Raw genomic sequence first — 23,722 nt, forward strand, 5'->3', positions numbered from 1 at the left:
AACCTTACAGAAAAACCACAGAGGTCACCGCACCAAGGTTTCGTTGATAACGGATTTCACCTCTTTGATTTCAGGCTGGGAGAGACGGCCCAGTTTTTTGATAATTCGCTGCTTATCAACTGTTCTGACCTGATCAATCACTATCCAGCCGATTTTGTTTTCGTGTTTGAACTCTATTCTGGTGGGATATTTTTTTGATTGTGTTGTCATTGGAGCAATGATAATAGTCCGGAGATATTTGTTCATCTCATCCGGAGAAATTATGACATAGGGGCGTGTTTTTTTGATCTCGCTTCCCACTGTCGGATCAAGATTGACCAGCACAATTTCGTATTGCTTCAAATCCATTCGTCAAAATTTTCATCTTCAAACACCTCATCCATCAATAGCTGATCTGCCCCCTCGTCATGCATTTCCTCAAAAGCTTCTTACCAGGATTTGCGACCTGATTTTTTCTTTGCCAGACAGTTGTGATCTCGGGGGGAAGTGAGGATATTGGACTCAGTCAATAAGGACATAAACGCTACGCGTAGCGTTTATATGGATGTTGGCAGCAATAAAACAGAGCCCTACGACAATGATAAATTATAACTTGATTTAATGGATTGGAGATATAATACGATATGGTTTGACCATATTGACCAAAACAATATTTTTCACTGTGATTATAAGGATAATCGAGTGACAAAAACTGATTTTGATAAAGTTGAGTATGCCAAGACTTTTCACTTTAAGCATAAAGGATTGGCATTTGACCAGTTACCGCAATCGGATAGACTTCTATACTTGGAGATGAATTGGGCAAATTTCAAGGATTTAAGCGGTATTGAGAAATTTAATAATTTAAAAAGGTTGGAGTTGCATTATTGTCTTAAACTTGCGAATGATAAAGGGATTTCCTCACTAAAAGACTCGTTGGAATTTTTGCATATTAATCAATCCAAAAAATTTATTCCAACTCCAGAACTATTTGAACTTAAGAATTTAAAAGTATTATGCTTAAATGTATGTGCGCCACTTGACAATCTAAAATTTCTTAGCAATTTCCCCAAACTGATTGATTTTAGATTTGTAGATACAAAAATTCTTGATGGAGACTTAACTCCGATTATTGAACATCCAACAATTAGGACAGTAGGATTCTTAAATAAAAGACATTATAATTTAACAGATAAAGAATTGAATGCTAAACTTGATTTAAAATCCTCTGTAGATTATAAGGAATTCGTTTATAGAGATGAAGATAAACATAGGACATATAAATACAAATATGAATAAATTACTGCTGCCAACACATGGTATAGTGCATGCGGGTTTCAGTGGTTTGCGAGAGTTTGTGGCTCGTAAAAAAGGTTAGTGTAAACTGATAGGAAAGTGCTTCGTAATCCCGCACGACACCATACCATAAAACGTTAGGTGTAATAAAAACGAATATGAGAATTAAGATTTTGACAACTTTAATATTGATAGGCTTGACAGTTTGCGGTAATGCTCAAGACGGTTTTGGGTCAATGGCATTTGATGGAAAAGTCTACCGTGGGATAGTTGAGAACATAGATAAAGCAGATTCGGTTTATGGAATGAGTTTGTGGTATTCACAAGACGAGCCTTTGGCTCAACTTGCCAAATTTAATAATCTCACATATTTAAATTTAGGAGGACAAAAGCCGTTGCCTCTTGATTCAATATTCCAATACATACAAAACACTAAAATTGAACATCTAATGATGTATAAGTGTGAGGTCTCTCAAATAAATAAGAATATATCTTATCTAAAAGGGTTGAATAAAATCTCCTTATCCAATAATCTTGTAAAAGACTCGCTCAGTTTTATTAATCTTGGATCGTTACCCAATTTAGAATTTCTAGATATCAGGCGAAATGACATTCAAACAATCCCAAATACATTTTGCAATCTCGTGAATCTAAGATACCTGCAAATTTCAGGAAACAAGCTAAGCGAACTACCAGACTCGTTTGGCCGTTTAAATCAATTAGAAGAGTTGCAAATATGGTCAAATGATTTGCAGGTATTGCCAGAGTCTTTCGGTAATCTGAGTAAGCTTAAGGTGGTTTCATTCGCATACAACAAAAGATTTGAACTATCTAAAAACGTTCAAGTTCTAAGCCGTTTGCCAAATTTAAAAGAGCTAAATCTTTTAAGCACTGGCCTTACAAGTATACCGTCAAACATAAATCAAATATCTAGTTTAGAAATATTAGACATTGGCAATAATCCAAAGTTAGAATTAACCCAAGCTTTTGAATCACTATCAAATTGTAGAACATTAAAGCATTTAGGTTTAGGTGTATTGGACATCCGCAGCCTCCCAGAATCATTTAAGCAATTGGATCAGATTGAAAGTATCGACTTAGATGCAAATAGGTCAATGAACTTTGAAAAAGTTTTCTCAACTATTTCTAAAACTGCCAAAATAAAGTCAATATCAATGTCTATGTGCGAATTAAGGCAAATACCCATTTCGATTTTAAAATTGAAATATCTTGAAGAATTATCAATTCGTCAGAATTCTTTTGATTTAGCTAACGAAATAGCTGTATTATCTAAGATTAAACATCTAAGGAAAATAAACGCATCATTTAATCAAGCCTTTAACGTCACTGAAGAATTTAAAAACTTAAGTCACCTTGAAGAGTTGGTTATTCAAGGTGTTAAATTAAGTGATCAGGATTTGATAAGATTGCAATCATATCTCCCCAAAACCAAAATTATAAATTGAATAAAACACCTAACACTATATATGAAATCATAGCACCCTGCGGGATGCTACGCTTCATATATTAAACGTTGCCCACAATATTTTCCAAAATGTTTTTATTGACAGAAGACAAATTAAGCATTGGACAAGAAACTGTTGTTGACAGTTTTCCGGCCTCTATTGACAAAGGAGTAGTTTTTGAAGATGATGGACAAACCGGATATTTTTATGCAATTGAGAAATCAGACGCAACAGCTTTAATGATTCTGGACGCTGTACATGTTTATGACGTTGCATCTGTAGTCCATAAAAATGTGCCATCTGAAATAAAAATATTCTGGACAGATGATCTTTCTAAATCTGCTTTGATCATCAACGACTATTGTCATGCAATTATAGATTTTAAAAATGAAATTGGACTTTGTAGAAATGGATTTCCAGAAAGTAAAAATTGGACCAGGCGACAAAGAAAACTGACGGACAAAGAAGTTGAACAATTCTTCAGAGAATGAAAAAACTGTGCACAGCATTATGCTTCTTTAATGCTGATGTTCAGAATAGGGATAAAGTTTGTTCTATGACACTCCATGACAGAGAAATAATTTTCATTTTATACTCGACAGAGAGAAATTGGGCAGATGACTTACCCAAGTCAAACTGGCTATGCATCCTCGTAGACAACGGACAACCGCGGAACTATGTTGCTGAAGTAATTTCAAAAATCATCAACAATGACGTTTGCTGGGTTTCTACTGTTGGACAGGCTTGTGAACGAAATCACGACTTGATTGACGAGGAGATTGTGTACAGACAATTGGACATTGAAGACTTGTATTTACCGAAACACGATATAATGACCACCTGGCATCATGACTTTGATGAAGGAGTTTGGTTCTCAATTTTTGCGGCCAATGATGAAGACATTTTGATTGACAAAGTCGTAATTCTCGACATGACAGAAGGACAAGAAAAGGAAAGAATTGAAAACCTGCTTGAGAAGTACAATGTGATGAGATAGGAATTTTGCCAGGGCAAAATACCGATACAAAATTATAAATCGGGATATAGGGACTTTTGGGAAGGAGTAGAGAAACCACAATGACCACAAGGCCCGCACTAAGTTCAGGAAGGACTTTTCATCGTGATCTAAGTGGTTTTCTTTGTATCCTTGTTGCCTTCTTTGTGTATCTGCCTATGCAGATGGTTCTATTCTATGTCCTAATAAATTTATAATTCCGTCGGCAAAAATCACCAAAACCTCTACCGCTACAGCCTTGTGTGATATTATATACCTGCCTTTTTCTCCGCCAAATAGTTGTGATTTCGGGGGAAAGGAAGGATATTCGGAAGTGTCAAGAAGGGCATGTTAGGAACAAAAAACGACAACGAATAATGAAAACAATACTGACATTTATTGTAGTGACGGTAGCAGCTTTAGTTTTCGGAAAGGCAGAAATTTCAACTAAGTTCCAACAGACGAATTCAATGAAACTTACCCCTCATTGGCGGAGGCTAAGAAATCATGGCAATCAAACTGAGCGTTTCAATGAACTTCATCAAAACAGACATTTCAAAAATAAATAATTGCCACTTTTAAACCGTGGGGTTTAAACTATGCATTTAGCAGACAACAACTATAAACAATGGTTTGAAAACATAAAGCAGAAAATAAAATCTGCCCAACTGAAAGCAGCCATAAGCGTAAACACCCAGCTTATAGAATTATACTGGGACTTGGGAAAAGACATTGTAAACAAGCAAAACGAAGCCAACTGGGGCGATGCTGTTTTAGAGCAGCTTGCCGTTGACTTACGTTTGAGTTTCCCGAATATCAATGGTTTTTCGCGCAGAAATCTATATGCCATCAGGCAATGGTATCTGTTTTACAGCCAAGAGTTCCCAATTGTGCCACAGCTTGTGGCACAAATCCCCTGGGGGCATAATCGACTGATAATAAGCAAAATAAAAAATGTGGAACAGGCTCTTTTTTATTGTCGTGCAACCATGGCAAACAGTTGGAGCAGAGACAATTTAGATATAGCTATTAAAAATAAATATTATGAAACCAAAGGCAAATCCATAACCAATTTCCAGCACACGCTCCCACAACCACAATCTGAACTGGCAACAGAAACCCTTAGAAACCCCTATAATCTCGACTTTTTAGGTTTAGAAAATGATGCTTTGGAACGGGAAATCGAAAACGCAATGATGGAACACATTACCCGCTTTTTGATAGAATTGGGCAAGGGTTTTGCCTTTGTTGGGCGGCAATATCAACTCATTGTAAGTGAAAATGAGTATTACTTAGACCTTTTGTTTTATCACCTGCAACTGCGCTGTTTTGTGGTTATTGAACTAAAAGCAGGAAAATTCAAACCTGAATATGCTGGTAAACTTAACTTTTACTTGTCAGCAGTTGATAGCCAACTGAAACACGAAAGCGATAATCCGAGTATTGGACTTATTTTATGCAAACACAAAGATAAGGTAGAAGCAGAATACACCCTTCGGGACATCAATAAACCCATTGGCATCAGCGAATATATTTTAACACAAGCCTTACCAAAAGATTTCCAAAACCAGTTGCCCACAGTTGAGCAATTAGAAAACCAATTACAGGATAAAGACCAATGAGCGATAACATGTTTGACGACATTAAGCAAATCATCGAGCAGTTTAACGATAGTATAAAACAGCAACTGCCTTTGTTGGAAAGCGAAGTAAACACGCTTATTTCCAGTAAAACAACTAACGGCAATGCAATTGAATGTTATTTGGACACATTGGTTTCGCTTACCATTCACGGCTTAGCCAATGATTTGTTTATCCGCTTGTTGGAGTATTACAAAACAATTGATCCAGAAGGCGCACAATTTTATTGGAACGAATACGACAAATTCACAGAAGAAAAATGAGATACGGCTCTGTGAACAACGAAATATTCATATACTCAAACCCGCAGGACAACGTCAAAAATATGTTCGTTTAGAAGAGGAACCCGTTTGGATGTTGTGGTGCATTTAAAAACAGAATTATAAAGTAATTGGGAGAAAGTGATCTTTCCGAAGCGAAGCAGAAACCATCTGCCTGGGCAGACTCACAAAGGCCTCAAGGAAACTGCGCTTTGTGTCCCTTGTGGCTTCCTGGTGTCCCTGGTGGTTTATCCCAATATGTTTATAATTCCGATTTGAGGGGAAGTTGACTTCTTCGAAATGGGCAAAGATTGCTGAATGTTCAAAGGATACAGCGATTAGAGATATTAACGACTTGATAGATAAAGACATATTACAAAAAAACCAGCGGGAGGAAGAAGTACCAATTATGAACTAAAGAAATGAAAAAGTGCCTTGCTACTTATTCGCCAGGCAGTTATGAATCCATATAAAAAATGAGGTGGTCCCCAATCTTTTGACAGAATTGGAAACCACCTCAAAGTATCTACAGCAGGTTTACTACTTAGACAAAATCATTCTCTTAGAGGCCACAAAATTTTGACCGTTTACACCTGTAACATTGATCTGATAGATATAGATACCACTGCTAAGGTTTGAAGCATCAAAATTAAATTCATGTGTACCTGAGGCCAATCTGCTTTCAGTCAATTCAAATACTTTCTGACCAAAAAGGTTGGATACACTCAGTGTAACTGAATTTGCGGGCTGGAGTAAACCAAACTGGATGGTGGTAGTCTGGTTAAATGGGTTCGGATAGTTGCTCAAAGCATAAATTTGCGTCGGCAGCACTTTGTCAATAGAAGTAGCCCATGGAACAATCATCGGCGTGTTATCCATAGTAAGAGGATCGTAAACTGCGGTAGCATTTGCCATTGAATCTCTGATTGCTGCTACAATATTCGCTCTGCCGGCTATATAGTCTGCTTTTCTATCAGGGAACCAGTTCAAATCACCCAGCGGTAATCCGTCTGTTCCAGCTGTCTGCATATATGTATTTGAGTAACTCAGGTCAAATGCCGGAGGCCAGCTAAGTACGGGCAAGCCATTTCCATCAAATGATACGGGTGAAGTAACACGCCAGTCAGGCCAGGTTCCTGATTGGTTATACCAGTGGGAATTTATATAACTAACGATCGAATCTGTATTTCCGGGATGAACAGTAAATCCGGGATCCCGTTCGGCGTAGTTTGTACCAATGGTATAATTATCATCAATTGTGATAAATGAGTCCACATCAGCATGTTCCCACAAAAGGCCGGGAGCAATAGAATCACCACCAGATGTGGTAAACCAATCTAAAATTTTCTGCTCGCGATAAAACAGGTTTTGACCTAAATACAGTGAAATACTGTCCAGCTTGGTTTTGGAATCGGCAAAATAATTCCATGTGGTAAAATGCGAATCATAGGTATTGCTGGGAGTTGCTGCATTTTCATTTTTACGGCCTACAAACAGCCAGTTATAAAAAATATTATTGGCAGTGATCATCTCGAAAGCGCGCTGCTCGTGGCCATTTACCGTTTGATTGAGATAGGTGTTGTGCATCTCATGAATTTTGGCATTGTGCCACGGGCCACTATTGCCTGTCAAACGACCGGAGTTTACAACTGAGTTGTTTTCAATCACGACATTATTACAAGCCACATCCATACGGAGCGGGAAGCCACCGAAAGGATTAAAAAGTGGGCGAACGCCATTGATGAATACACAGTCGGTGATCAGGGTGCTATCGCCTTTAAACTGGTTTCTGAGTGCAAAATCCCGCCAGTCAGTAAATACGCAGTTCACTGCCATCATTTTGCTACCACCGGTATTTGCGACGAAGTTACCACTAATCTCACCGTTGCTGTTTGTACCACTAAAAAGAACATTCTTGAGGGTCAGTGATCCTCCGGCTTTAATTTCAAAGAAAGTTCTTGCAGTACCGTCAGCGGCAGGTGTATTTACCAAAACGGGAGGGGTGGTTTGATCCATAATCCAGGTATCATCAGGCCCCACGATGGTTACATCAAATGTCAAGTCAATACGGCCGTCAAACGCGTAATATTGACCAGCAGCAACTGTGTAAACACCCGGGCCGGTTATCTGCGTATTGACGAACGAGTTTGGATCCAAAGCTGTTTGTGCAGTTGAAACTGTAAACAGTCCAACCAGAAACACAAACACAAATGAAAGAGTAATAGCTTTTTTCATAATAAGTACGATTTAAAAAAGGTCATTAAGTTAAGGTTTAAATTATTGAAATCCGTAGCGAATCCCTATGTCAATGGTTCTTCCATAATATTGCACAGAAGAAAGTTTTTGTAATACACTTATAAACGAACGATCGGCTGCGTTGGAAATATTATTGGCATTCATATACAACTGGAATCGTCCATTCAGCCAGGGTAGTTTCTGGTAAGCGGTAAAATCCCAACGTCTGTAAGCAGCCGTATAGGCATCCAGTTCATCGTAAGTTCTGTTTACACCCGTCAGAATATTATCCTGATATACGAAGGATAAACGAGCCGAAAAACCGCCGACATCATAACCTAATGTAAAGTTAAATACATCATTGGGCTGATTAGGCATCCTGCCTGCTCGTGTGGAATCGACAAATATGGTTTGCGCAAATGGCCCTGTTCCTAACTTAACCGATGTCTGATAGGGATAAGTGGTTTCTGAGTTGATATGGGTATAGTTAACATTTAAGACAAAACCCTTAAGGAATGAGGGCAGATACCAGAAATGCGTTTGCCAGTCCAGCTCAAATCCCTTGACATAAGAAATACCATCGAGATTCATCCAGGTATTAACAACCGTTTGCTGGGTTGGTGTTAAATTAAATCTGTTATCAATTCTTGCCGGATCTTTGGTTCTAAAACTGGTAGTAACAATTAAATTGTCAATCTCTTTGTAAAAATATCCGGCAGTAAACAAACCAATGCGATTTTTATAAACCGAAGCATAAACATCATAGTTTTGAGATATGGCTGGCAGAAGGACCGGATTACCTAAATCCAGCGCAGGGCCACTGTACGAATCATAATACATATAGGGAGAAATAGCCCTGTAATCGGGATATATGATACTTTTTGTTCGGGCCAGACGAACATCCAGCCAGCTCACCGGCTTCACACGAGCCTGGAGCTGAGGAAACCAGTTTTGGCCCTTGTTATTGTCTGCGGACAGCTCTGAATTTCTGAAATCTTCCGGGTTGGGGCCGAATCTTTCTGTCAGGAATGAATTGTAACCAAAGGCAAAATTTTCATACCTGATACCGGGAAAGAGTGTGACATATTTGCCAACGTTAATCTCTGACATGGCATAAAAGGCATAAAGGTCTTTTTTGTAGGTATAATCATACTGAATCGATTCTTTTACTGCCTTGAGATAATAACCACTATTAACGGCTAAATCCTCATAGTGATTCATTTTCCAGATATCCGCTTTATAAAATAAATCATTAACGCCTTCTTCCCCTGCAAGGAAATTTCCCACTTTATAGGAAGGATCTTCAAACAGAAAAGCCCTGATTCCGAGATTCTGATCGAGATTTTCCAGACCCAAATCTGTCCAAAGCGAATCTTTTAATACCCTTACAAATTCTTCCCCCCAGAAGTTCCGGTCGGGTTGGCTAAAATGTTGTGTTTCATCATTATTTCTGACATTGCGCACATATTTACCGCCAAATTTTATTTTACCCGAAACCGCTTTTGAAAGGCTAAAAGGAACATTAACATTGAGCATTGCCTCCTGGGCGGACTCCTGAACATCCCGCTCTAAAGTGGTAAAATTTGTCACCCGCTTCGCACTGGTTCCCTGAATAATTTTAGCAGCGCTTAACAACTCATTGGGTGTTGCTTTAACAGGTTCATCCAGCGATGGCGTTGTAAAACCGGCTTCGTTTTGGGCAATCCCTATATTCATTCTAAGGTCGCCGGGGTTGTATTGTTTGGAAATGGAATTGGAAACGGAGAAATCAACAGTAAAAAAAGAAAATTTAAATTCTCCCTGAAGCGCATTACTAAGCACCGTATTGCTCATCTCTCTGTCTGCTGCAAATCCTGACCATTGATTCCCGATAAGGGTAAGTGAATTTTGCTGCTCTATCTGATGCTGATAAAGGTTACTTACAAAATTGTTCATAAGTATGGAGCCCTTTTTAAACTGATAGTCAAGCACTAATCCTCCTCCCAATCTTTGTCTTTCCGTAACTCTGTCGCTGATGCTCACCTGGTTGAGGTCGATCGGAATAAACCCGCCGTCCAGTGAATCTTCTTCGTTTAATGCATAACCGGCATTCAGGACATCAGAATTTCTATTGAAATTATCTAAGTACCCGGAAACCTGCACCCCAAGCTTCTTCTTAAAAAACCGGTTACTAAGCAAACCGTTTACCCGGTAGTTTCCATAGGTATTTGCCTGGGAGCCATATCCCCCCTGCAGCCCGATATTGCTTCTGAATCCTTCAGGCGCCTTCGCAATTTTGAGATTAACGGTTCCCCCCACCGCATCTGCATCCATATCGGGTGTCAAAGCTTTGGTAACTTCAATACCGCTAAGGATGTTGGGAGCAATCATGTTCAAATCCACACTTCGGTCATCCCGGTCTGTTGACTGCATGCGCACCCCATTGACCATCGTCACATTATATTGTGGCGAGATACCCCGGACAGACACCTTCTGGCCCTCCCCTCCATTTCTGATCAGGGAGATACCGGGAAGCCTTGATACGGATTCTGCGGCATTTACATCCGGAACATCTCTTATCCGGTCTGCGGATACAACATTTTTGATGGTATTAGAGGCCAACTGCTCGTTGATAGCATTTAGCTGACCGGAAGCCTGGGCAGAGATTTCTACTTCTTTACCCTGAACACCGACGTAATCTAATTCAACATTGACTTCCAGCGTTTTTCCCGCAGCTACGGAGACGGGTATTTTTTGCTCTACATAACCAATGTATTTGATCACCAACTGATAATCTCCTACAGGAATCTGCCTAAGAATGAATTCCCCATCATCATTAGTAGAGGCGCCATGACTGGTTCCTTCCAATCGAACACCCGCAAACGGAATCTTTTCACCGGATGCTTTTTCAACTACTGATCCCGAAATATTACCGGACCCTTGTGCATAAATGGAGTGTATTCCCATAAAAAATACTCCAAGCACCAAACAGAAAAGAGAAGTGGCTGATTTAGACATTGACTTAGTATTTGAGTGATCTATATTTTTGCCCCAGCACGTATTTAAGAAAGCGTTAATCAGGTATTACGTTTTCTAAAAGTAGATTTTCTGACCTTAGAAAAAAGTTAAAACTCATGAGCAATCGTTTGCTTAGAACAAATTCTGCCCATAACCCGTTTCAAATCGGGAATATTTGATGGTTTACAATTGGGAATTAATGAGCGGTTCACGTTTTTCTGCATAGCCGGAAATATTTTCAATAAATTCCTCATAGCCGCGCGGTATTACTGAAAGTTCGGAAAAAAAAATTGCACCCACAACAACAGGAGTGCCTTTTTGGATATTACCCTATCCTACCCCACAGCCTCCGCAGCTTCTTTCCCTGTCACAAATGCGCCTTCCATAAATCCTTGCCACTCAGCGATATGCTCACCAGCGAAATGGATATGCCGGAAAGGTTTGTGCAGTACAGGCAACAGGGTAAACCACTGGTTGGTATCGTAAATCGCATAAGCACCCTGAGTGAGCGGGTCATTGCCCCAGTAATATCCGGCAACTTTCAGAATATAATCATCCACTTTTCCGAAGGGAATATCCAGGGCTTCGGCGACCATTTTTTTGCGCTGTTGGGGGCTCATTTTGGACATGAGATAAGCTTTATCACCGGTGGCGTAAGCTGTAAGAACACCTTCTTTTCCGGGTTGGAGTTTGGTTGAATGGAAAAAGTAATGGGCAGGTGTGTCGGTGATCAGGTCAAATGCCTCTTCTTTCCAGAACCTTTCGGAAAACAGCACGCTGAATTTCATAATCCGGCAGTACTGAAGTGCAGAAATGGCTTCCTGTTTGGCTTCCGGAAAAGCGGGCTCCCACTGGATCTGAGAAATGGCAAAAGTCGGAAGCGTACAGATTACTTTGTCTGCGGTGAAGGTTTTTCCGTTTTCGCAGGTAACGGTTACCCTTCCCGACGATTGGCTTACACGGGTAACTTTATGGCTGGTGTGAATATTTTCCCGGCCGGTTTTGTCTGCAAGTTTTTCGATGATCTTCGAATTTCCCCCTTTGACGATATAGTCCATTTCATTTTTGGGGCTGGAATAGGCGTATTCAGAAAGCGCGGAAAAAGCCGAAACATTGCGGATAGTCTCCCCAAAATCAGTGCTGTCGAGCAATTCACGGATTTCGAGGTCGCGCTCAGAAAGACCGAGCGTTTTGAGATAACGCCACCAGTCTGTCGTATCGAGCGATTTTTCTTCCTTCGCAGAAGCCGAGGTGAAGGCCTTGAGTTGTTCTTCCAGTTTTTTGTGGCCGGCCTCCCATGACCAGTCATTGGCTTTACTGTAAGAGCCATTGAGAAGGAGCGCCGTATCAAAGCGGTGATCGAGAATTTCGAGACCAAAAGATTCGCAGAGACTCAGCAATTCGGTATGCGATTCGCCAATCCATTCAGCGCCAAGCTCAACCGTGAGGCCATTTTCAGGGGAAATAGTATGACTGTTGACCCTGCCCCCGATGCGGTTACGAGCTTCGAGGACGGTGTATTTTGCACCCATTTCCTGAAGCCGCAGGGCTGCACCGAGGCCGGCCAATCCGGCTCCAAGGATAATGACCTCTGGTTGGCGCTGAATGTAAGGAGCCGCCGAAATCGCCGGTAAGCCGGCAGCCAGAATTGATCCTGTCTTGATGAAGTCTCTGCGTCTCATGATCTTAAGCGTTGAGGGTGTATTCTACCGAAATCTCCGTATTGAGGAGTTTGGAAATAGGGCAGTTCAATTCTGCGTCTTTTACCAGTTCGGCAAACTTTTCTTCAGAAATCCCGGGTACTTTAGCAGAAAGCGTAAGCTGAGAACTTGTCACCGCTCCGTTTTCGAGGGTAATAATACAGCGGGTTTCCAACTGGTCGGGGATAAACCCGGCTCCGCTGAGGTTGAAGCTGAGTTTCATGGTAAAACATCCGGAATGCGCAGCGGCAATCAGTTCTTCAGGGTTTGTGCCCACACCATTTTCAAAACGAGAACTAAAGGAATACTGTGTCTGATTTAGCACTGTACTTTGGGTGGAAAGATGCCCATGGCCTTCTTTTCCGGTGCCCTGCCAGAAAGCAGTTGCTGATCTTTTCATAGGTAATATATGGATTGATGTGAAAAAATAAATGCGTTAGCTACCCAATAGCAATCGACTCACAAATATAATTGGGAATAATGCCGTAGGCTTCAATGAGTATTTCGGCGCGGTTGGGAAGGGTATTGCCTGAAAGAACCAGGGCCGTATCCATCCCAAACTTATTCCCTCCCATAATATCTGTGTGAAGGGTATCTCCTACCATCAGGATTTCATTCTTTTGAATGGGGCGCTCTTTCTGAATATGTTCGAAAGCAAAGTTAAACATTTGCGCATCAGGTTTACCAAAACGGATAAATTTCTTTCCCACAATATGCTCCATCATATTGGCAATAGACCCTACCGCTACGGCAAGGTCGTATTTTGAAACCGGGTATGCAGCATCTGTATTGGCGACGATGACAGGCATATTTTTGATACGCACGAGGTTAATCGCCTTATTGATGTCGTGATTCCAGTCATATCCTTCATCGTCGAGGAGGACAAGCGCACTGATCTTGTCAGCATCTTCGAGTTCCAGATCGCGAATGGATATAGCCTTCAACCCAATGGCCTCCACATAATGCGCAGATTGCGGTGTACCCAGATAAGCGATAACGCCTGATTTGACTTTAAGCCGGAGGTATTCGCGGGCGATCATTCCGGAGGAAATGATTTTATGCTCATTGATCTCCGCGATCCCCCGCTCCTGATATACTGATGCAAGGGCCAGCGGGCTCCGGGATGCATCATTGGTAAGGATATAAAAATCGATATCATTTTCCTTGAGAAACTGGAAGGTCTGTTCTACTCCGGGAATCAACCCTTTATGGTTTTTCAGCACACCATAAGCATCAAAGAAAATGGCGCGGTAATTCTGAGCGACTGACTTAAAATCGTGTAAATGCATGAATGCGTTCGGTTATAGATTTAATGCCTGAAGAATGGGGGCAGGATCAAATTGAGCGTCGAGTGAGGGCAAATATAGTTCATAAGCTTCTTTTTGTAGTTTGCCCGCATAAAAACTATGGAAAAAGTGTTTTCCGTACTTAATGACATAGTTAAGGATAAAAAAACGAAAAGCTTCTTTAATAAATAATACTTCCGCTTCGCTGAGCGGGTAAATCTCGTGATACGATTTCAGAAACAGCAAAAACCGGTCTTCCATTAGTGGAGAAACGAGATAACTGAAAACGGTCCGGTCTCCGGCATCAGATACTACACGGCTAAAAAAGTAGAAATCCAGCACACGGGAGGCCATTCGAAACCAGTCATAATCCCAGCGACTGTAAAATTGGCCATTTTCCCTGATCGAGAAGTTGCCAATGTTCCAGTCAACAAATACCGGAAGCTTGAGGAAGTTGTTGTAACCGATTTTTTCAGTATTGGTCAGAAACAACTCACATTGACTTTTGATCTGATCTATCTGCAGGCGGTATTCAAACCGGCCTGCACCGGTTTCGAGGATATTTTGCAGGTCGATGATATCAGACTGAACCGTCTTGGAAGAAGCCGGAAGCTGAGAGACAATGGACGCACAAGCTTTATGAAAAAGCGCAACCTGCTGCCCCAGCGTGATAATATGGGCATCGTCAAGCCTGCGGGGCATTTTTTGTTTGATGTGTATGGCCTGATAAAAAACCACCCATACGTCCTGAATTTCATCTTTAAAGCGGTAGGTAAACACTTCCCCCTCTTTCAGCAGAGAATGAGCGAGAAATTTGCTGAAAGGTTTGGGCAGACTATTGGCGAGAACATTGATAATGGTGTGGTCTTCCTTGAAATGTTCGTATTTGCCAAAGTAGGAGAGTTTGGCGATAACAAAGCGCTTTTTGCCCTGAAGTTTCACCTTATAGACATGGTTGGTAGAGACTTTGGCGCTGATGTCGGTGATAGATTTGACCGGCGTTTTGGGATCATACGCCTTCCAGGCTTCGGCGACGATCATGGGAAAATCAATAAGTTTCATAAGGGGCGTAGTTTGAATGCAAAGATGATAAAAAGGATGGGGAAAGTTGATAGATAAAAATCTTTACAAAATGTTTAGTTATGACTAAACATTTTGTAAATTTGTAAGTATAGAATGATTGAAAGCACAATACAATGCTGACGTTTTATGCCCAGGTTCACCATTAAAGAAATAGAAGAAGTCAGCGGAAACCGTGTTCGCATTTACAAACTTTTCAGAGATGATCACTGCGAGTTTGATGAATTTTGTATGGAGATAAGAAAGGAAGGAAACCTGGAGGCTCAGTTCGCTGTTATTCAGAATCGTTTGGAAGACGTTGCGAATATGCGACTACTTCCTGTCTCAAAATTTCGGGATATAACGCCTTCAAAGAGCAGGATAAAAGAATATTAAGTTAAAACCCGGGACCTGAGAGTGTATTTATTTTATGAAGAACTTCATGGCAAAATCATAGCTTGTGCGGGGAAAAAATCAACACAGAAAAAAGACATAAAAAGATTCAGGAGAATCATTCATGAATATTTTGAAAGCCGGAATTAAAGCAAATCATAATCCTATGTTTAAGAAAGAAGAACTCAAAAAATACCCTGAGTATTGGCTGGAAGGCATTCAGAATGAACTGTTTCGCCAGCTACATGCATATATGGAAAAAGAAGGGCTTAATCAGACTCAACTGGCAACCCGGCTGGGAGTTACCAAAGGGTATATTTCACAGATACTGAATGGTAACTTTAATTTTACTATAAAAAAGCTCGTAGAGCTATTACTCTCCATCGGGAAGGTTCCGGAGTTTAGGGTTTTGTCGGTGAATGAATTTCTTTCCGGAAAAAATTTAGAAACGATTACGATTCGCAATGCAAATGAAATGCTAACCAGCATTCCTATACAATCAAAGAATAATACAGGCAGGATCATCCGTATGAGTACGGTTTACGCTCAATCTAATATAGCCTCAGAGCCAGAATTATTAGAATATGGATCAGAACAGATAAAACATTATGCATAAGGAGATGGAAGAAAGCCGGAACCTAAAAATAGAGTTAGGAATTCAGTCTGTGAAGGTACGCGAGTTTTTAAATAAACCAGATACTTCGCCTTCTGAGGGTGAATTGAAAATAAGCTATAACTTTTCCCTCACGGTTGAAGCAGCGCGCGATGTATTAATTATTACTGTAGGGGTATTTTACTGGAAAGAATCACCTGATAACAGGTTATTTTCTCTAACTGTGGACAATACCTTCCTTGTTAAAGATTTGGCTTCTTTCCAAAAGGGAATATCTTATGAAATTCCCGATTCAATTATCCATACATTATTATCAATTTCGATTTCTCATACAAGGGGCTTGCTCGCGCATTATAGCTCAGGGACACCGTTTGAATCATTTCTTCTTCCCATTATTCCAATGGATGATCTTGTCAAAAATCTTGTTTGGTAACAAACATCACAGAAAGCCTGGAAAGATAACATTAGTTTTGCCCCATGAAAAACAATCCCTTCTCCAATATTTCTTTCTGGCTGATGATAAGCCTGACACTGGGTCTGGCACCTTTTTTCCCTGAGCCGCATATCTGGGGCAAAATCAAGTGGATCGCTGGCGGTGCCGTGGGTATGGCTCCGATGGACTGGTTTGACACCCTGCTGCACGGACTACCCTGGGTAGGATTGATAGTAGCAGTGGCGATGAATGCCACACGGAAGCAGGAGGTGAAGCAGTGAGCATGTCACCGGCAACTCCCGGTGTACAGGTTTTGTGAATAAATCGCCGGGTAGTTTTTGCAGTCAGACAGTAGTTTGATTGCTTTCGCTTTGTCCGGACTGGAGGCATAATACGCTTCCACAATCTTCATTCCGACAAAATACCCCAGATCTGCAGGTTGATTTTCGTCCACACTTCCCCCATAAACCCAATCTGAGTAATCGGCTATACCCTTATTCACATCTGCCTTAAATTTTTGCCACAACCCGCATTCGTGTTGTGCGCCATATTCGTGCAGGAAAGGATTGCTGTCGAGTTTCAGCAGGCTTCGGGTGACAAAATCTGCAAATCCTTCTTTCATAGCAGTGGACGCAAGGTCCCGGGTGTATTTATTTTTCTGCCATGAATGAACGGCTTCGTGGACCACAACCGGTACTACATTTCCAGTCTTGTTTATTGTGCTCCGAAGCCAGGGTGAAAGCTCGGAAATAATAGCACTAGAATCAGCGGCCACCATTTCTGTGCCGACCAGAATCTGGCCTTTCGAAACTGTGCCGCCGGTGCGGAGGCATCCAAAAGCAAAACAAATCCGCGGCGGCTTAAATCCAGGAAGAATATCCTGAAGCATCAATAAGTATTTTTCTATTTCGGCTTTTTGGTGTTCGATTTTCAGCGTGTTTTCCCTGATGGATGTCAGATAACCGGGGTACCGGCGAATCACCTTGACGATCTCCCCGGCAGTAAAGTCGCGCAGTTTGATAAACTGCTGGTTGTCCTTTGAGGCTTTCGCTATATACTCCTGCTCGAAAACCTTTATACTGTCCGCATTGCTCCGGGCCTCTGCCAGAAGGTCGTATGCCCTCCAGAAATTATCAATATCCGTTGTGATGATTTCTGCCTGGGGAAAAAGCGGGTTTCCCCATGTAACCATAAAAAATATAAGACAATATCGCATGTGTTTACATTTCATACGACGGATTTATAATTAATCACATAAATCTACAAACATTCCTTCACCAGCCCAAATGGTTTGCCCGCGACACCCCCGGTTCTTGATTTTCGGGGAAAAACTGCGTCACAACGCCATACACTTTTGACGACATTGGGTAACCCAAATGCAGAACTACGTGTCTTGGGGCTACTCTACGAGTTAGTCGTCAGAGAGATGATTCTCTTATAATTCGTTATCTGCTAGTTTTTCTCGGATGATTTGTCGCTCTCTTTCTATTTCTGCGGCGAGTTCTTCTTCCGTAGGCAGGTAAGGCAGATATTTACTGGCAAAAATTTGTTTGTTTTCATGTAATACAGAATAGCGGGCAATGGTACGATCCGTTTCTGTACAGAGTAAGATTCCTATCGTGGGGTTGTCTCCCTCTTTTCTTTCCAAATCGTCAAACATCCGTACATACATGTCTAATTGACCAATATCCTGATGGGTGATTTTATCGGTTTTGAGTTCCACAATCACAAAGCATTTCAGGATATAGTTGTAGAAAACCAGGTCAATAAAAAAATCCTTTGTTTCGGTTCGGATATGTTTTTGCCGGGCTACAAAGGCAAAACCTTTTCCCAGTTCCAGCAGAAAATGTTGCAGATTATTGATAAGAGTTTGTTCTAAATGTTGTTCAGTGTACACATAGTGGGTGGGTATGTTAAGGAACTCCAGTACGGTAGGGTTTTTTATAAACTCATGAGTATCCTGCTGAAAAGCTTTTGTATTTTCCTTCATTTCATCCTCCACGGGTTGCTGCATCTGCGATGAAAGCAAACGGTGATAATACAGTGTATTGATATTTCTTTCCAATGTACGTACTGCCCAGTTTTGGTCGGAGGCTTCTTTCAGGTAGTATTGTTGAGCATTCTTATCTAAAACTCTCATAATCAGCCGTATGTGCGACCAATTCAATTTGGCACAAGCGTGTGCCAAATGTTTCCACTCAGGGAAGGTCTTATAAAGCTGGCGATAGTCCCTCAAAGTTCTGGCACTAAATCCTTTGCCAAGGGCCGAAGAAAGTCTGCTTAAAATTTCTTTGCCATAGTCGGCTCGTTCTCTTCCCTCCTGCTCCTCTTCAACAATTCGTTTACCCATTAACCAGTAGGCTTCAATCATTGCTGAAGCAGTTGCAGCATAGGCATTTCGGCGGGCTTGTTCCAGAATTTGCTTTATGTCATGTATTAGTTTATCCATACCTAAAACTCTGAATTACAGTTCATATCTCAATACTTAGAAATATTTCACCTGTAAATTGTCTTCGTATAAATCATAAATCTACAAACATTCCTTCACCAGCCCAAATGGTTTGCCCGCGACACCCCCGGTTCTTGATTTTCGCAGCCAAAACTCCGTCTCAACATATACACTAACTGCGAATATTATGACGACGACCCTACCCTTCGCCCGGATCACCGGCTTCATACTACTCTCGTTTTTCGCGCAGCGGGTTTTTTCGCAACCCATGTTTTACCTGCCCGACGGTCAATCTCCCTGCCCGGGTGAGAATGTACACATTGATATGCTGGTTCCCGACATTTTTGATTCCTATATGTGGGATCTGGGAAATGGTTTCACTTATCCGGGTTATCAGCCACCCGTTGTTTCTTATGAGGAACAAGGTTCTTACGCACTGAGCCTCACTGTTACCGACAATACACCTTTCCGGGTGATAGATAAAATCACTGTTACCCAGATCAGCAATGTCTGGGATGATGCAGGCAGTTGCGATCTAAAACCCGACCTTCGGCTTTATTTCTACAATTCTTCCGGCGGCACATTCTACACCTCGACTCCTGTAGCTTATAATACCTTTCCCCCCGTTGATTTTATGATAGACGGAATACTGACACGTGAGGCCTTCCGTATCGCAGTCTGGGAATACGACTTTATGATCGCATGGCCCTTCTGCTGGAATCTTTCGGGGGAAGATCTGGGGTATGTGCTGGTGCCGGCAAATATTACCGGCGATACCCTTTTTCAGCCAGCCCATAACCTGGAAGTTGTCATCACGACCAAACTGGTAACGAGCACAACCTTTCACCTCGATATCACACTTTCTGAAGGTATTCCTGTGATTAGCTGCCACAATGATACCCTCGACTCAGGAGACTCAACCGCCACGGCCTGGTACGATACTCAGGGTCAATTGGTCGGCTCCGGTCAACAGTTTCTGCCCTCCACACCGGGCGAATATTATGTCGAAAGAGTCTCTGGCATCTGTAAACCTCGTTCACACGCGATTTCCTGGCCATGTAACGCTTCTACGTCCATTGAAACAGAGGTTTCCGATTCAGAAATCCATATCTATCCCAACCCCACAGAGAGACAGCTGTTTGTTTCCCTCCCGCAACCAAAGGAGACAAAAGAACTAATTATCGAAATAACAGACATTACCGGGCGAAAGGTCATCAGCACGAAACGACCCTGGGAAGCGATCATTGAAATGAGCCTGCCTCCATTGCCCGCTGGTACCTATATCGTGCAAATCCGGAGCGACCGCAATACATTTTCCAAACGCATAAACATTATCTGACGGGCGTTGGCTGCACATTTTTCGCAAACTATCGCAAAGAATCCCTATCTTTCGTGTATTAAACACCAGCCCTCATGCTCCGAACTATACTCCCTATCCTCCTCCTGCTTGCAGTTTCCTGCACGCCTCAGGCTGAAGTATCCACACCTCAGCGTGAATATATCTATGCCGGCACGTACTCCGTTCGCGGTAGCGAAGGGGTTTATGTCCTTGAATTTCAAAGAGATAGCAGCAAACTAGCGGTCATCCAAACTGCTACGACCCGCAATAATCCCTCATTTCTTGACATTAGCGCCGATGGCCGTTTTCTCTATTCTATCAATGGCCAGGGAATTGACTCGACGTCTAAATTTGGCTCTGTCGGTGCATTCTCCATCAATCAGGCCGATGGTAAACTCTCGCTGATCAATGAAGTTTCCGCTTACGGATCCGGCCCCTGTCATATTCAGTTTTCAGAAGATGGGCACTGGCTTTTCCTTTCTCACTATGGCGGAGGCTCTGTTTCTGTAATTACTGTCGAAGAAAATGGCGCTGCCGGTCCACTGGCTGACTCTCTTACCCATACCGGCAGCAGTGTCAACCCCACCCGTCAGGAAAAACCGCATACACATTCCGCGCAGTCTATCCCCGGTACGCCTTATTTTATGGTCGCAGATCTTGGACTAGACAAACTCATGATCTACGAAATGAAAGACGGCAAAATTACCCCAGCTCCGGTTCCCTTTGTGGCTACCGAACCAGGATCCGGCCCCCGGCATTTTGCCTTTCACCCATCAAGCGGACGCTTGTATGTAGGAGAAGAACTGACCAGCTCAGTAAGTGTACACGAATTAGATGTCAATGCAGGGATCACTGAGCAAATTCAAAGACTATCGACTTTACCCGATACCTTTACCCAATACAACTCCGTAGCAGACATTCACTTCAGCCCCGACGGAAAGTTTTTGTACGTATCCAACCGCGGACACAATAGCCTGGTGATTTATTCGGTCGATGCAGATTCGGGCAAACTTACCCTTGTCGGATTTCAAGAAACAATGGGCGAAACACCCCGCAATTTCATGATAGACCCCAAAGGGGAATTTGTGTTTGTCGCCCATCAAAATTCAGACAATATCGTCGGATTCAGGCGCGATGCCCAAACCGGAAAGCTTACTTACGCAGGAATAAATGTGAGCGTGCCCAGTCCGGTCTGTCTGAAGATGTTGATATTGTAAGAGAAAACAAAAAGCTCCCTTTCGCGTTCTAACCCGTACTCTGGAACTAATCATTATTTCCTTTGTAACGTATAAGAACCCGGGGACCGAATGAATTACGAGATATGGCTGTCTGGATTATTTTTATTGTATGTATTCTCTTCTTTCTTGCACTTGATCTGGGGGTTTTTAACAAAAATCCTCATATTATCAGAACCAAAGAGGCTTCGGTATGGACAGGTATATGGGTGACCATAGCCTTGAGTTTTTCGGTGGTGATCTACTGGTTGTATAAACACCACCTGGTCACCAATGTGCACAATATCGCCCCTCAGGAAGCTGCATTAAAATACATTACCGGCTACCTGATTGAACTATCGCTGAGCATTGACAATATCTTTGTCATTGCCGTCATCTTTAAATCCTTCCGCATTCCGCAAAAATACCAGCACAGAGTCTTGTTCTGGGGTATCATGGGCGCGATTGTTTTCCGGGCAGTGATGATATTGTTCGGCGTAATTCTGATTGAGAAGTTTACCTGGACCACTTATTTTTTCGGTATATTCCTGCTTTATACAGCCTTTGGAATGCTGAAACAAGACGACAGTGAGGAGGGGTTTGATCCTAAAGGTTCATGGGTATACCGGTTTGTTCGGAAATTTGTCCCTGTAACAGCGACTATGTCCGGAGAGCATTTTTTCATCAAAAAACGAAATCTTCATATAGCCACGCCTTTATTTATCGCCTTGATTGTCATAGAGGTAACCGATATTATCTTTGCGCTGGACAGCATCCCTGCGATTCTCGCAATTACCTCGGAGCCTTTTGTCGTTTTTAGTTCCAATATTCTGGCCATTATGGGTTTGCGTTCGATGTATTTTTTCCTCGCCAATATGCTCGAACGGTTCCACCATCTCAAATACAGCCTGCTGGTTATCCTTTCATTTGTCGGCATAAAAATGTTGCTGGTACATCATTTTAAATTTCCAGAGTGGTTTTCGCTGACATTTATCCTGGTATCTCTGCTGGCAGGAATTTTTGTTTCACTCATCTCTGTAAAAGAGCCGGTAAGCGAAAAATAGGAATTCAGGAAAAAAGCCTATATTCTCGAAAAAAAATATGGCTGAACCTGCTCCTGCCTCCCGTCTTGAATCCATCGATGCCCTCCGGGGCTTTGATATGCTGATGATTTCCGGTGCCGGAAGTTTCTTTTTTCTGCTTCATGGCAAAACTGGTCTCTCCTGGGTAGATGCCCTTGCTATGCAATTTGAGCACCCCACATGGAATGGTTTTACCTTCTACGACTTCATTTTTCCGCTGTTCCTCTTTATTTCGGGCGTTTCCCTGCCTTTTTCCCTCAACAGCGGACTAAAAAAAGGCCTTAGTAAACAACACCTTTACCGCAAAGCCTTTTTCCGGATGCTAATCCTGATTGGCCTGGGTATCCTGTATAAAAATGCACCGGTTCCCTTTTTCGAACCTTCAAAAATTCGATTTGTCAGTGTATTGGGGAGAATCGGCCTTGCCGGATTTGTCACCACAATCATTTACCTCAATTTTTCCCCCCGGGGGAGAATAGCCTGGATTGCAGGCATACTGCTGGGTTATTATGCTGCTTTGTTTCTGGTACCTGTACCGGGATATGGAGCGGGCGATCTCTCGTTTGAAGGAAATCTCGTGGGGTGGTTTGACCGCACATTTTTGCCCGGCAGACTGTTGCAGGGAACATATGACGAGTTGGGGCTGTTGACACAGTTTCCCGCTATGTGTCTGGCTATGCTGGGGGCCTTTGCGGGTGATATATTGCGGCTTGAAAAAAGTGAAAAACAAAAACTCAACTACCTGATTGCTGCGGGTTTGGGAGGAATAGCCCTGGGGCTGTTGTGGAGCCTTCATTTTCCGATCAACAAACACCTGTGGACCAGCGCGTTTATTTTACTGACCGGGGGAATGGGTTTTCTGGCGTTGGCGATATTTTACGGCGTGATTGATATTCTCGGCTATCGCAAATGGGCATTTTTCTTCAGAGTGATCGGGCTGAATTCACTGGCGATTTATCTGGTGTACCGGTTTGTAGACTTTGGTTATACATCGCGGCTGTTGTTTGAAGGTTTTTATACATGGACTGCCGAACCCTGGCACGAAGTGTGGCAAGCTTTGGGCGCCATGGGACTGGTATGGCTATTTTTGTATGTACTGTACAGAAACCGGTTGTTTGTGAAGGTGTAGTCGGGGTATATATTAGGTGCAAATAATAGTCTTTAAAAAGTCATTTTTACTAATTTATACCCAAAACATAATGGCTTGTAGACCAACCCCAAACAGAAGTAACCACGAATACTCCTGCGGGGATCTGACGACACGAATAATGAACGAATAAAAATCAA

Annotated in this window: 22 protein-coding genes and 1 pseudogene; 14 read left to right on the forward strand and 9 right to left on the reverse strand. The window is 42.1% G+C overall.

What is annotated here, in order from left to right:
* Positions 1-24: 24 nt before the first annotated feature.
* Positions 25-348, reverse strand: coding sequence for a type II toxin-antitoxin system PemK/MazF family toxin (locus tag R3D00_25145; GenBank protein ID MEZ4776487.1), 324 nt, complete (start codon positions 346-348; stop codon positions 25-27).
* Positions 349-600: 252 nt separating this feature from the next.
* Between R3D00_25145 and R3D00_25150 the strand changes: the two genes are divergently transcribed.
* The 7 genes and pseudogenes from R3D00_25150 to R3D00_25180 all read left to right on the forward strand — a co-directional run bounded on the left by R3D00_25150 (position 601) and on the right by R3D00_25180 (position 6,061).
* Entirely contained in the window at positions 601-1,278 is a 678-nt protein-coding gene (locus R3D00_25150; protein ID MEZ4776488.1) for a hypothetical protein, read from the forward strand.
* A gap of 155 nt (positions 1,279-1,433) precedes the next feature.
* Positions 1,434-2,741 carry a leucine-rich repeat domain-containing protein gene (locus tag R3D00_25155; GenBank protein ID MEZ4776489.1) on the forward strand — a complete coding sequence of 436 codons (1,308 nt, stop codon included), beginning with the start codon at positions 1,434-1,436 and terminating at the stop codon, positions 2,739-2,741.
* A gap of 98 nt (positions 2,742-2,839) precedes the next feature.
* Positions 2,840-3,232, forward strand: coding sequence for a DUF2251 domain-containing protein (locus tag R3D00_25160; GenBank protein ID MEZ4776490.1), 393 nt, complete (start codon positions 2,840-2,842; stop codon positions 3,230-3,232).
* On the forward strand, positions 3,229-3,738 hold the full coding sequence (locus R3D00_25165) for a hypothetical protein (GenBank protein ID MEZ4776491.1): 510 nt from the start codon (positions 3,229-3,231) through the stop codon (positions 3,736-3,738). The genes R3D00_25160 and R3D00_25165 overlap by 4 nt, the downstream gene beginning before the upstream one ends.
* 596 nt (positions 3,739-4,334) lie before the next feature.
* Entirely contained in the window at positions 4,335-5,357 is a 1,023-nt protein-coding gene (locus R3D00_25170; protein MEZ4776492.1) for a PDDEXK nuclease domain-containing protein, read from the forward strand.
* An 8-nt stretch (positions 5,358-5,365) separates the two neighbouring features.
* Positions 5,366-5,638 carry a hypothetical protein gene (locus R3D00_25175; GenBank protein ID MEZ4776493.1) on the forward strand — a complete coding sequence of 91 codons (273 nt, stop codon included), beginning with the start codon at positions 5,366-5,368 and terminating at the stop codon, positions 5,636-5,638.
* A 271-nt stretch (positions 5,639-5,909) separates the two neighbouring features.
* A pseudogene (locus R3D00_25180) lies at positions 5,910-6,061 on the forward strand (DUF4172 domain-containing protein).
* Between the two features lie 114 nt (positions 6,062-6,175).
* On the opposite strand, the gene R3D00_25185 reads toward R3D00_25180, so the two are convergent.
* From R3D00_25185 to R3D00_25210, 6 genes are all read right to left on the reverse strand, one after another.
* On the reverse strand, positions 6,176-7,870 hold the full coding sequence (locus R3D00_25185) for a T9SS type A sorting domain-containing protein (GenBank protein MEZ4776494.1): 1,695 nt from the start codon (positions 7,868-7,870) through the stop codon (positions 6,176-6,178).
* Positions 7,871-7,912: 42 nt separating this feature from the next.
* Positions 7,913-10,867 carry a TonB-dependent receptor gene (locus R3D00_25190; GenBank protein MEZ4776495.1) on the reverse strand — a complete coding sequence of 985 codons (2,955 nt, stop codon included), beginning with the start codon at positions 10,865-10,867 and terminating at the stop codon, positions 7,913-7,915.
* A gap of 335 nt (positions 10,868-11,202) precedes the next feature.
* On the reverse strand, positions 11,203-12,549 hold the full coding sequence (locus R3D00_25195) for an NAD(P)/FAD-dependent oxidoreductase (protein ID MEZ4776496.1): 1,347 nt from the start codon (positions 12,547-12,549) through the stop codon (positions 11,203-11,205).
* A 4-nt stretch (positions 12,550-12,553) separates the two neighbouring features.
* Positions 12,554-12,967 carry an OsmC family protein gene (locus R3D00_25200; protein ID MEZ4776497.1) on the reverse strand — a complete coding sequence of 138 codons (414 nt, stop codon included), beginning with the start codon at positions 12,965-12,967 and terminating at the stop codon, positions 12,554-12,556.
* 40 nt (positions 12,968-13,007) lie between these two features.
* Complete coding sequence (locus R3D00_25205; GenBank protein ID MEZ4776498.1) at positions 13,008-13,856, reverse strand: HAD-IIA family hydrolase; 849 nt, start codon at positions 13,854-13,856, stop codon at positions 13,008-13,010.
* 12 nt (positions 13,857-13,868) lie between these two features.
* Positions 13,869-14,915: a hypothetical protein gene (locus R3D00_25210; protein ID MEZ4776499.1), complete on the reverse strand. Its 1,047-nt coding sequence runs from the start codon at positions 14,913-14,915 to the stop codon at positions 13,869-13,871.
* A 556-nt stretch (positions 14,916-15,471) separates the two neighbouring features.
* Here R3D00_25210 and R3D00_25215 point away from each other — a divergent pair.
* From R3D00_25215 to R3D00_25225, 3 genes are read left to right on the forward strand one after another with little or no spacing between them, the layout of a single operon-like run.
* A complete protein-coding gene (locus R3D00_25215) occupies positions 15,472-15,921 on the forward strand; it encodes a helix-turn-helix domain-containing protein (protein ID MEZ4776500.1) in 450 nt (149 codons plus the stop codon).
* Between the two features lie 4 nt (positions 15,922-15,925).
* Positions 15,926-16,351 (forward strand): hypothetical protein, encoded by a 426-nt coding sequence (locus R3D00_25220; protein MEZ4776501.1) that lies wholly within the window; start codon positions 15,926-15,928, stop codon positions 16,349-16,351.
* A gap of 44 nt (positions 16,352-16,395) precedes the next feature.
* Complete coding sequence (locus R3D00_25225) at positions 16,396-16,632, forward strand: hypothetical protein (protein ID MEZ4776502.1); 237 nt, start codon at positions 16,396-16,398, stop codon at positions 16,630-16,632.
* 5 nt (positions 16,633-16,637) lie between these two features.
* On the opposite strand, the gene R3D00_25230 is transcribed toward R3D00_25225, so the two are convergent.
* The gene (locus tag R3D00_25230) at positions 16,638-17,567 is read right to left on the reverse strand and encodes a DUF2268 domain-containing putative Zn-dependent protease (GenBank protein MEZ4776503.1); all 930 of its coding nucleotides are present in this window, start codon (positions 17,565-17,567) and stop codon (positions 16,638-16,640) included.
* Between the two features lie 219 nt (positions 17,568-17,786).
* Complete coding sequence (locus R3D00_25235) at positions 17,787-18,800, reverse strand: PDDEXK nuclease domain-containing protein (GenBank protein MEZ4776504.1); 1,014 nt, start codon at positions 18,798-18,800, stop codon at positions 17,787-17,789.
* A 187-nt stretch (positions 18,801-18,987) separates the two neighbouring features.
* Here R3D00_25235 and R3D00_25240 point away from each other — a divergent pair, with 187 nt between their 5' ends.
* The 4 genes from R3D00_25240 (at position 18,988) to R3D00_25255 (ending at position 23,564) form a co-directional block, all read left to right on the forward strand.
* Positions 18,988-20,139, forward strand: a complete 1,152-nt coding sequence (locus R3D00_25240; protein MEZ4776505.1) for a T9SS type A sorting domain-containing protein — start codon at positions 18,988-18,990, stop codon at positions 20,137-20,139.
* Positions 20,140-20,213: 74 nt separating this feature from the next.
* Positions 20,214-21,356, forward strand: coding sequence for a lactonase family protein (locus tag R3D00_25245; GenBank protein MEZ4776506.1), 1,143 nt, complete (start codon positions 20,214-20,216; stop codon positions 21,354-21,356).
* Positions 21,357-21,460: 104 nt separating this feature from the next.
* On the forward strand, positions 21,461-22,417 hold the full coding sequence (locus R3D00_25250; GenBank protein ID MEZ4776507.1) for a TerC family protein: 957 nt from the start codon (positions 21,461-21,463) through the stop codon (positions 22,415-22,417).
* 37 nt (positions 22,418-22,454) lie between these two features.
* Positions 22,455-23,564 (forward strand): DUF5009 domain-containing protein, encoded by a 1,110-nt coding sequence (locus tag R3D00_25255; protein ID MEZ4776508.1) that lies wholly within the window; start codon positions 22,455-22,457, stop codon positions 23,562-23,564.
* Positions 23,565-23,722 lie beyond the last annotated feature (158 nt).

Source organism: Bacteroidia bacterium (genome assembly GCA_041391665.1).
Lineage (GTDB): Bacteria > Bacteroidota > Bacteroidia > J057 > J057 > JAGQVA01.

Coding starts and splice junctions, on each gene's coding strand:
- R3D00_25215 (MEZ4776500.1), top strand. CDS start 15,472: ATGTTTAAGAAAGAAGAACTCAAAAAATACCCTGAGTATTGGCTGGAA.
- R3D00_25170 (MEZ4776492.1), top strand. CDS start 4,335: ATGCATTTAGCAGACAACAACTATAAACAATGGTTTGAAAACATAAAG.
- R3D00_25190 (MEZ4776495.1), bottom strand. CDS start 10,867: ATGTCTAAATCAGCCACTTCTCTTTTCTGTTTGGTGCTTGGAGTATTT.
- R3D00_25220 (MEZ4776501.1), top strand. CDS start 15,926: ATGGAAGAAAGCCGGAACCTAAAAATAGAGTTAGGAATTCAGTCTGTG.
- R3D00_25250 (MEZ4776507.1), top strand. CDS start 21,461: ATGGCTGTCTGGATTATTTTTATTGTATGTATTCTCTTCTTTCTTGCA.
- R3D00_25155 (MEZ4776489.1), top strand. CDS start 1,434: ATGAGAATTAAGATTTTGACAACTTTAATATTGATAGGCTTGACAGTT.
- R3D00_25255 (MEZ4776508.1), top strand. CDS start 22,455: ATGGCTGAACCTGCTCCTGCCTCCCGTCTTGAATCCATCGATGCCCTC.
- R3D00_25230 (MEZ4776503.1), bottom strand. CDS start 17,567: ATGCGATATTGTCTTATATTTTTTATGGTTACATGGGGAAACCCGCTT.
- R3D00_25150 (MEZ4776488.1), top strand. CDS start 601: ATGGATTGGAGATATAATACGATATGGTTTGACCATATTGACCAAAAC.
- R3D00_25165 (MEZ4776491.1), top strand. CDS start 3,229: ATGAAAAAACTGTGCACAGCATTATGCTTCTTTAATGCTGATGTTCAG.
- R3D00_25145 (MEZ4776487.1), bottom strand. CDS start 348: ATGGATTTGAAGCAATACGAAATTGTGCTGGTCAATCTTGATCCGACA.
- R3D00_25200 (MEZ4776497.1), bottom strand. CDS start 12,967: ATGAAAAGATCAGCAACTGCTTTCTGGCAGGGCACCGGAAAAGAAGGC.
- R3D00_25210 (MEZ4776499.1), bottom strand. CDS start 14,915: ATGAAACTTATTGATTTTCCCATGATCGTCGCCGAAGCCTGGAAGGCG.
- R3D00_25225 (MEZ4776502.1), top strand. CDS start 16,396: ATGAAAAACAATCCCTTCTCCAATATTTCTTTCTGGCTGATGATAAGC.
- R3D00_25185 (MEZ4776494.1), bottom strand. CDS start 7,870: ATGAAAAAAGCTATTACTCTTTCATTTGTGTTTGTGTTTCTGGTTGGA.
- R3D00_25235 (MEZ4776504.1), bottom strand. CDS start 18,800: ATGGATAAACTAATACATGACATAAAGCAAATTCTGGAACAAGCCCGC.
- R3D00_25205 (MEZ4776498.1), bottom strand. CDS start 13,856: ATGCATTTACACGATTTTAAGTCAGTCGCTCAGAATTACCGCGCCATT.
- R3D00_25195 (MEZ4776496.1), bottom strand. CDS start 12,549: ATGAGACGCAGAGACTTCATCAAGACAGGATCAATTCTGGCTGCCGGC.
- R3D00_25245 (MEZ4776506.1), top strand. CDS start 20,214: ATGCTCCGAACTATACTCCCTATCCTCCTCCTGCTTGCAGTTTCCTGC.
- R3D00_25240 (MEZ4776505.1), top strand. CDS start 18,988: ATGACGACGACCCTACCCTTCGCCCGGATCACCGGCTTCATACTACTC.
- R3D00_25175 (MEZ4776493.1), top strand. CDS start 5,366: ATGTTTGACGACATTAAGCAAATCATCGAGCAGTTTAACGATAGTATA.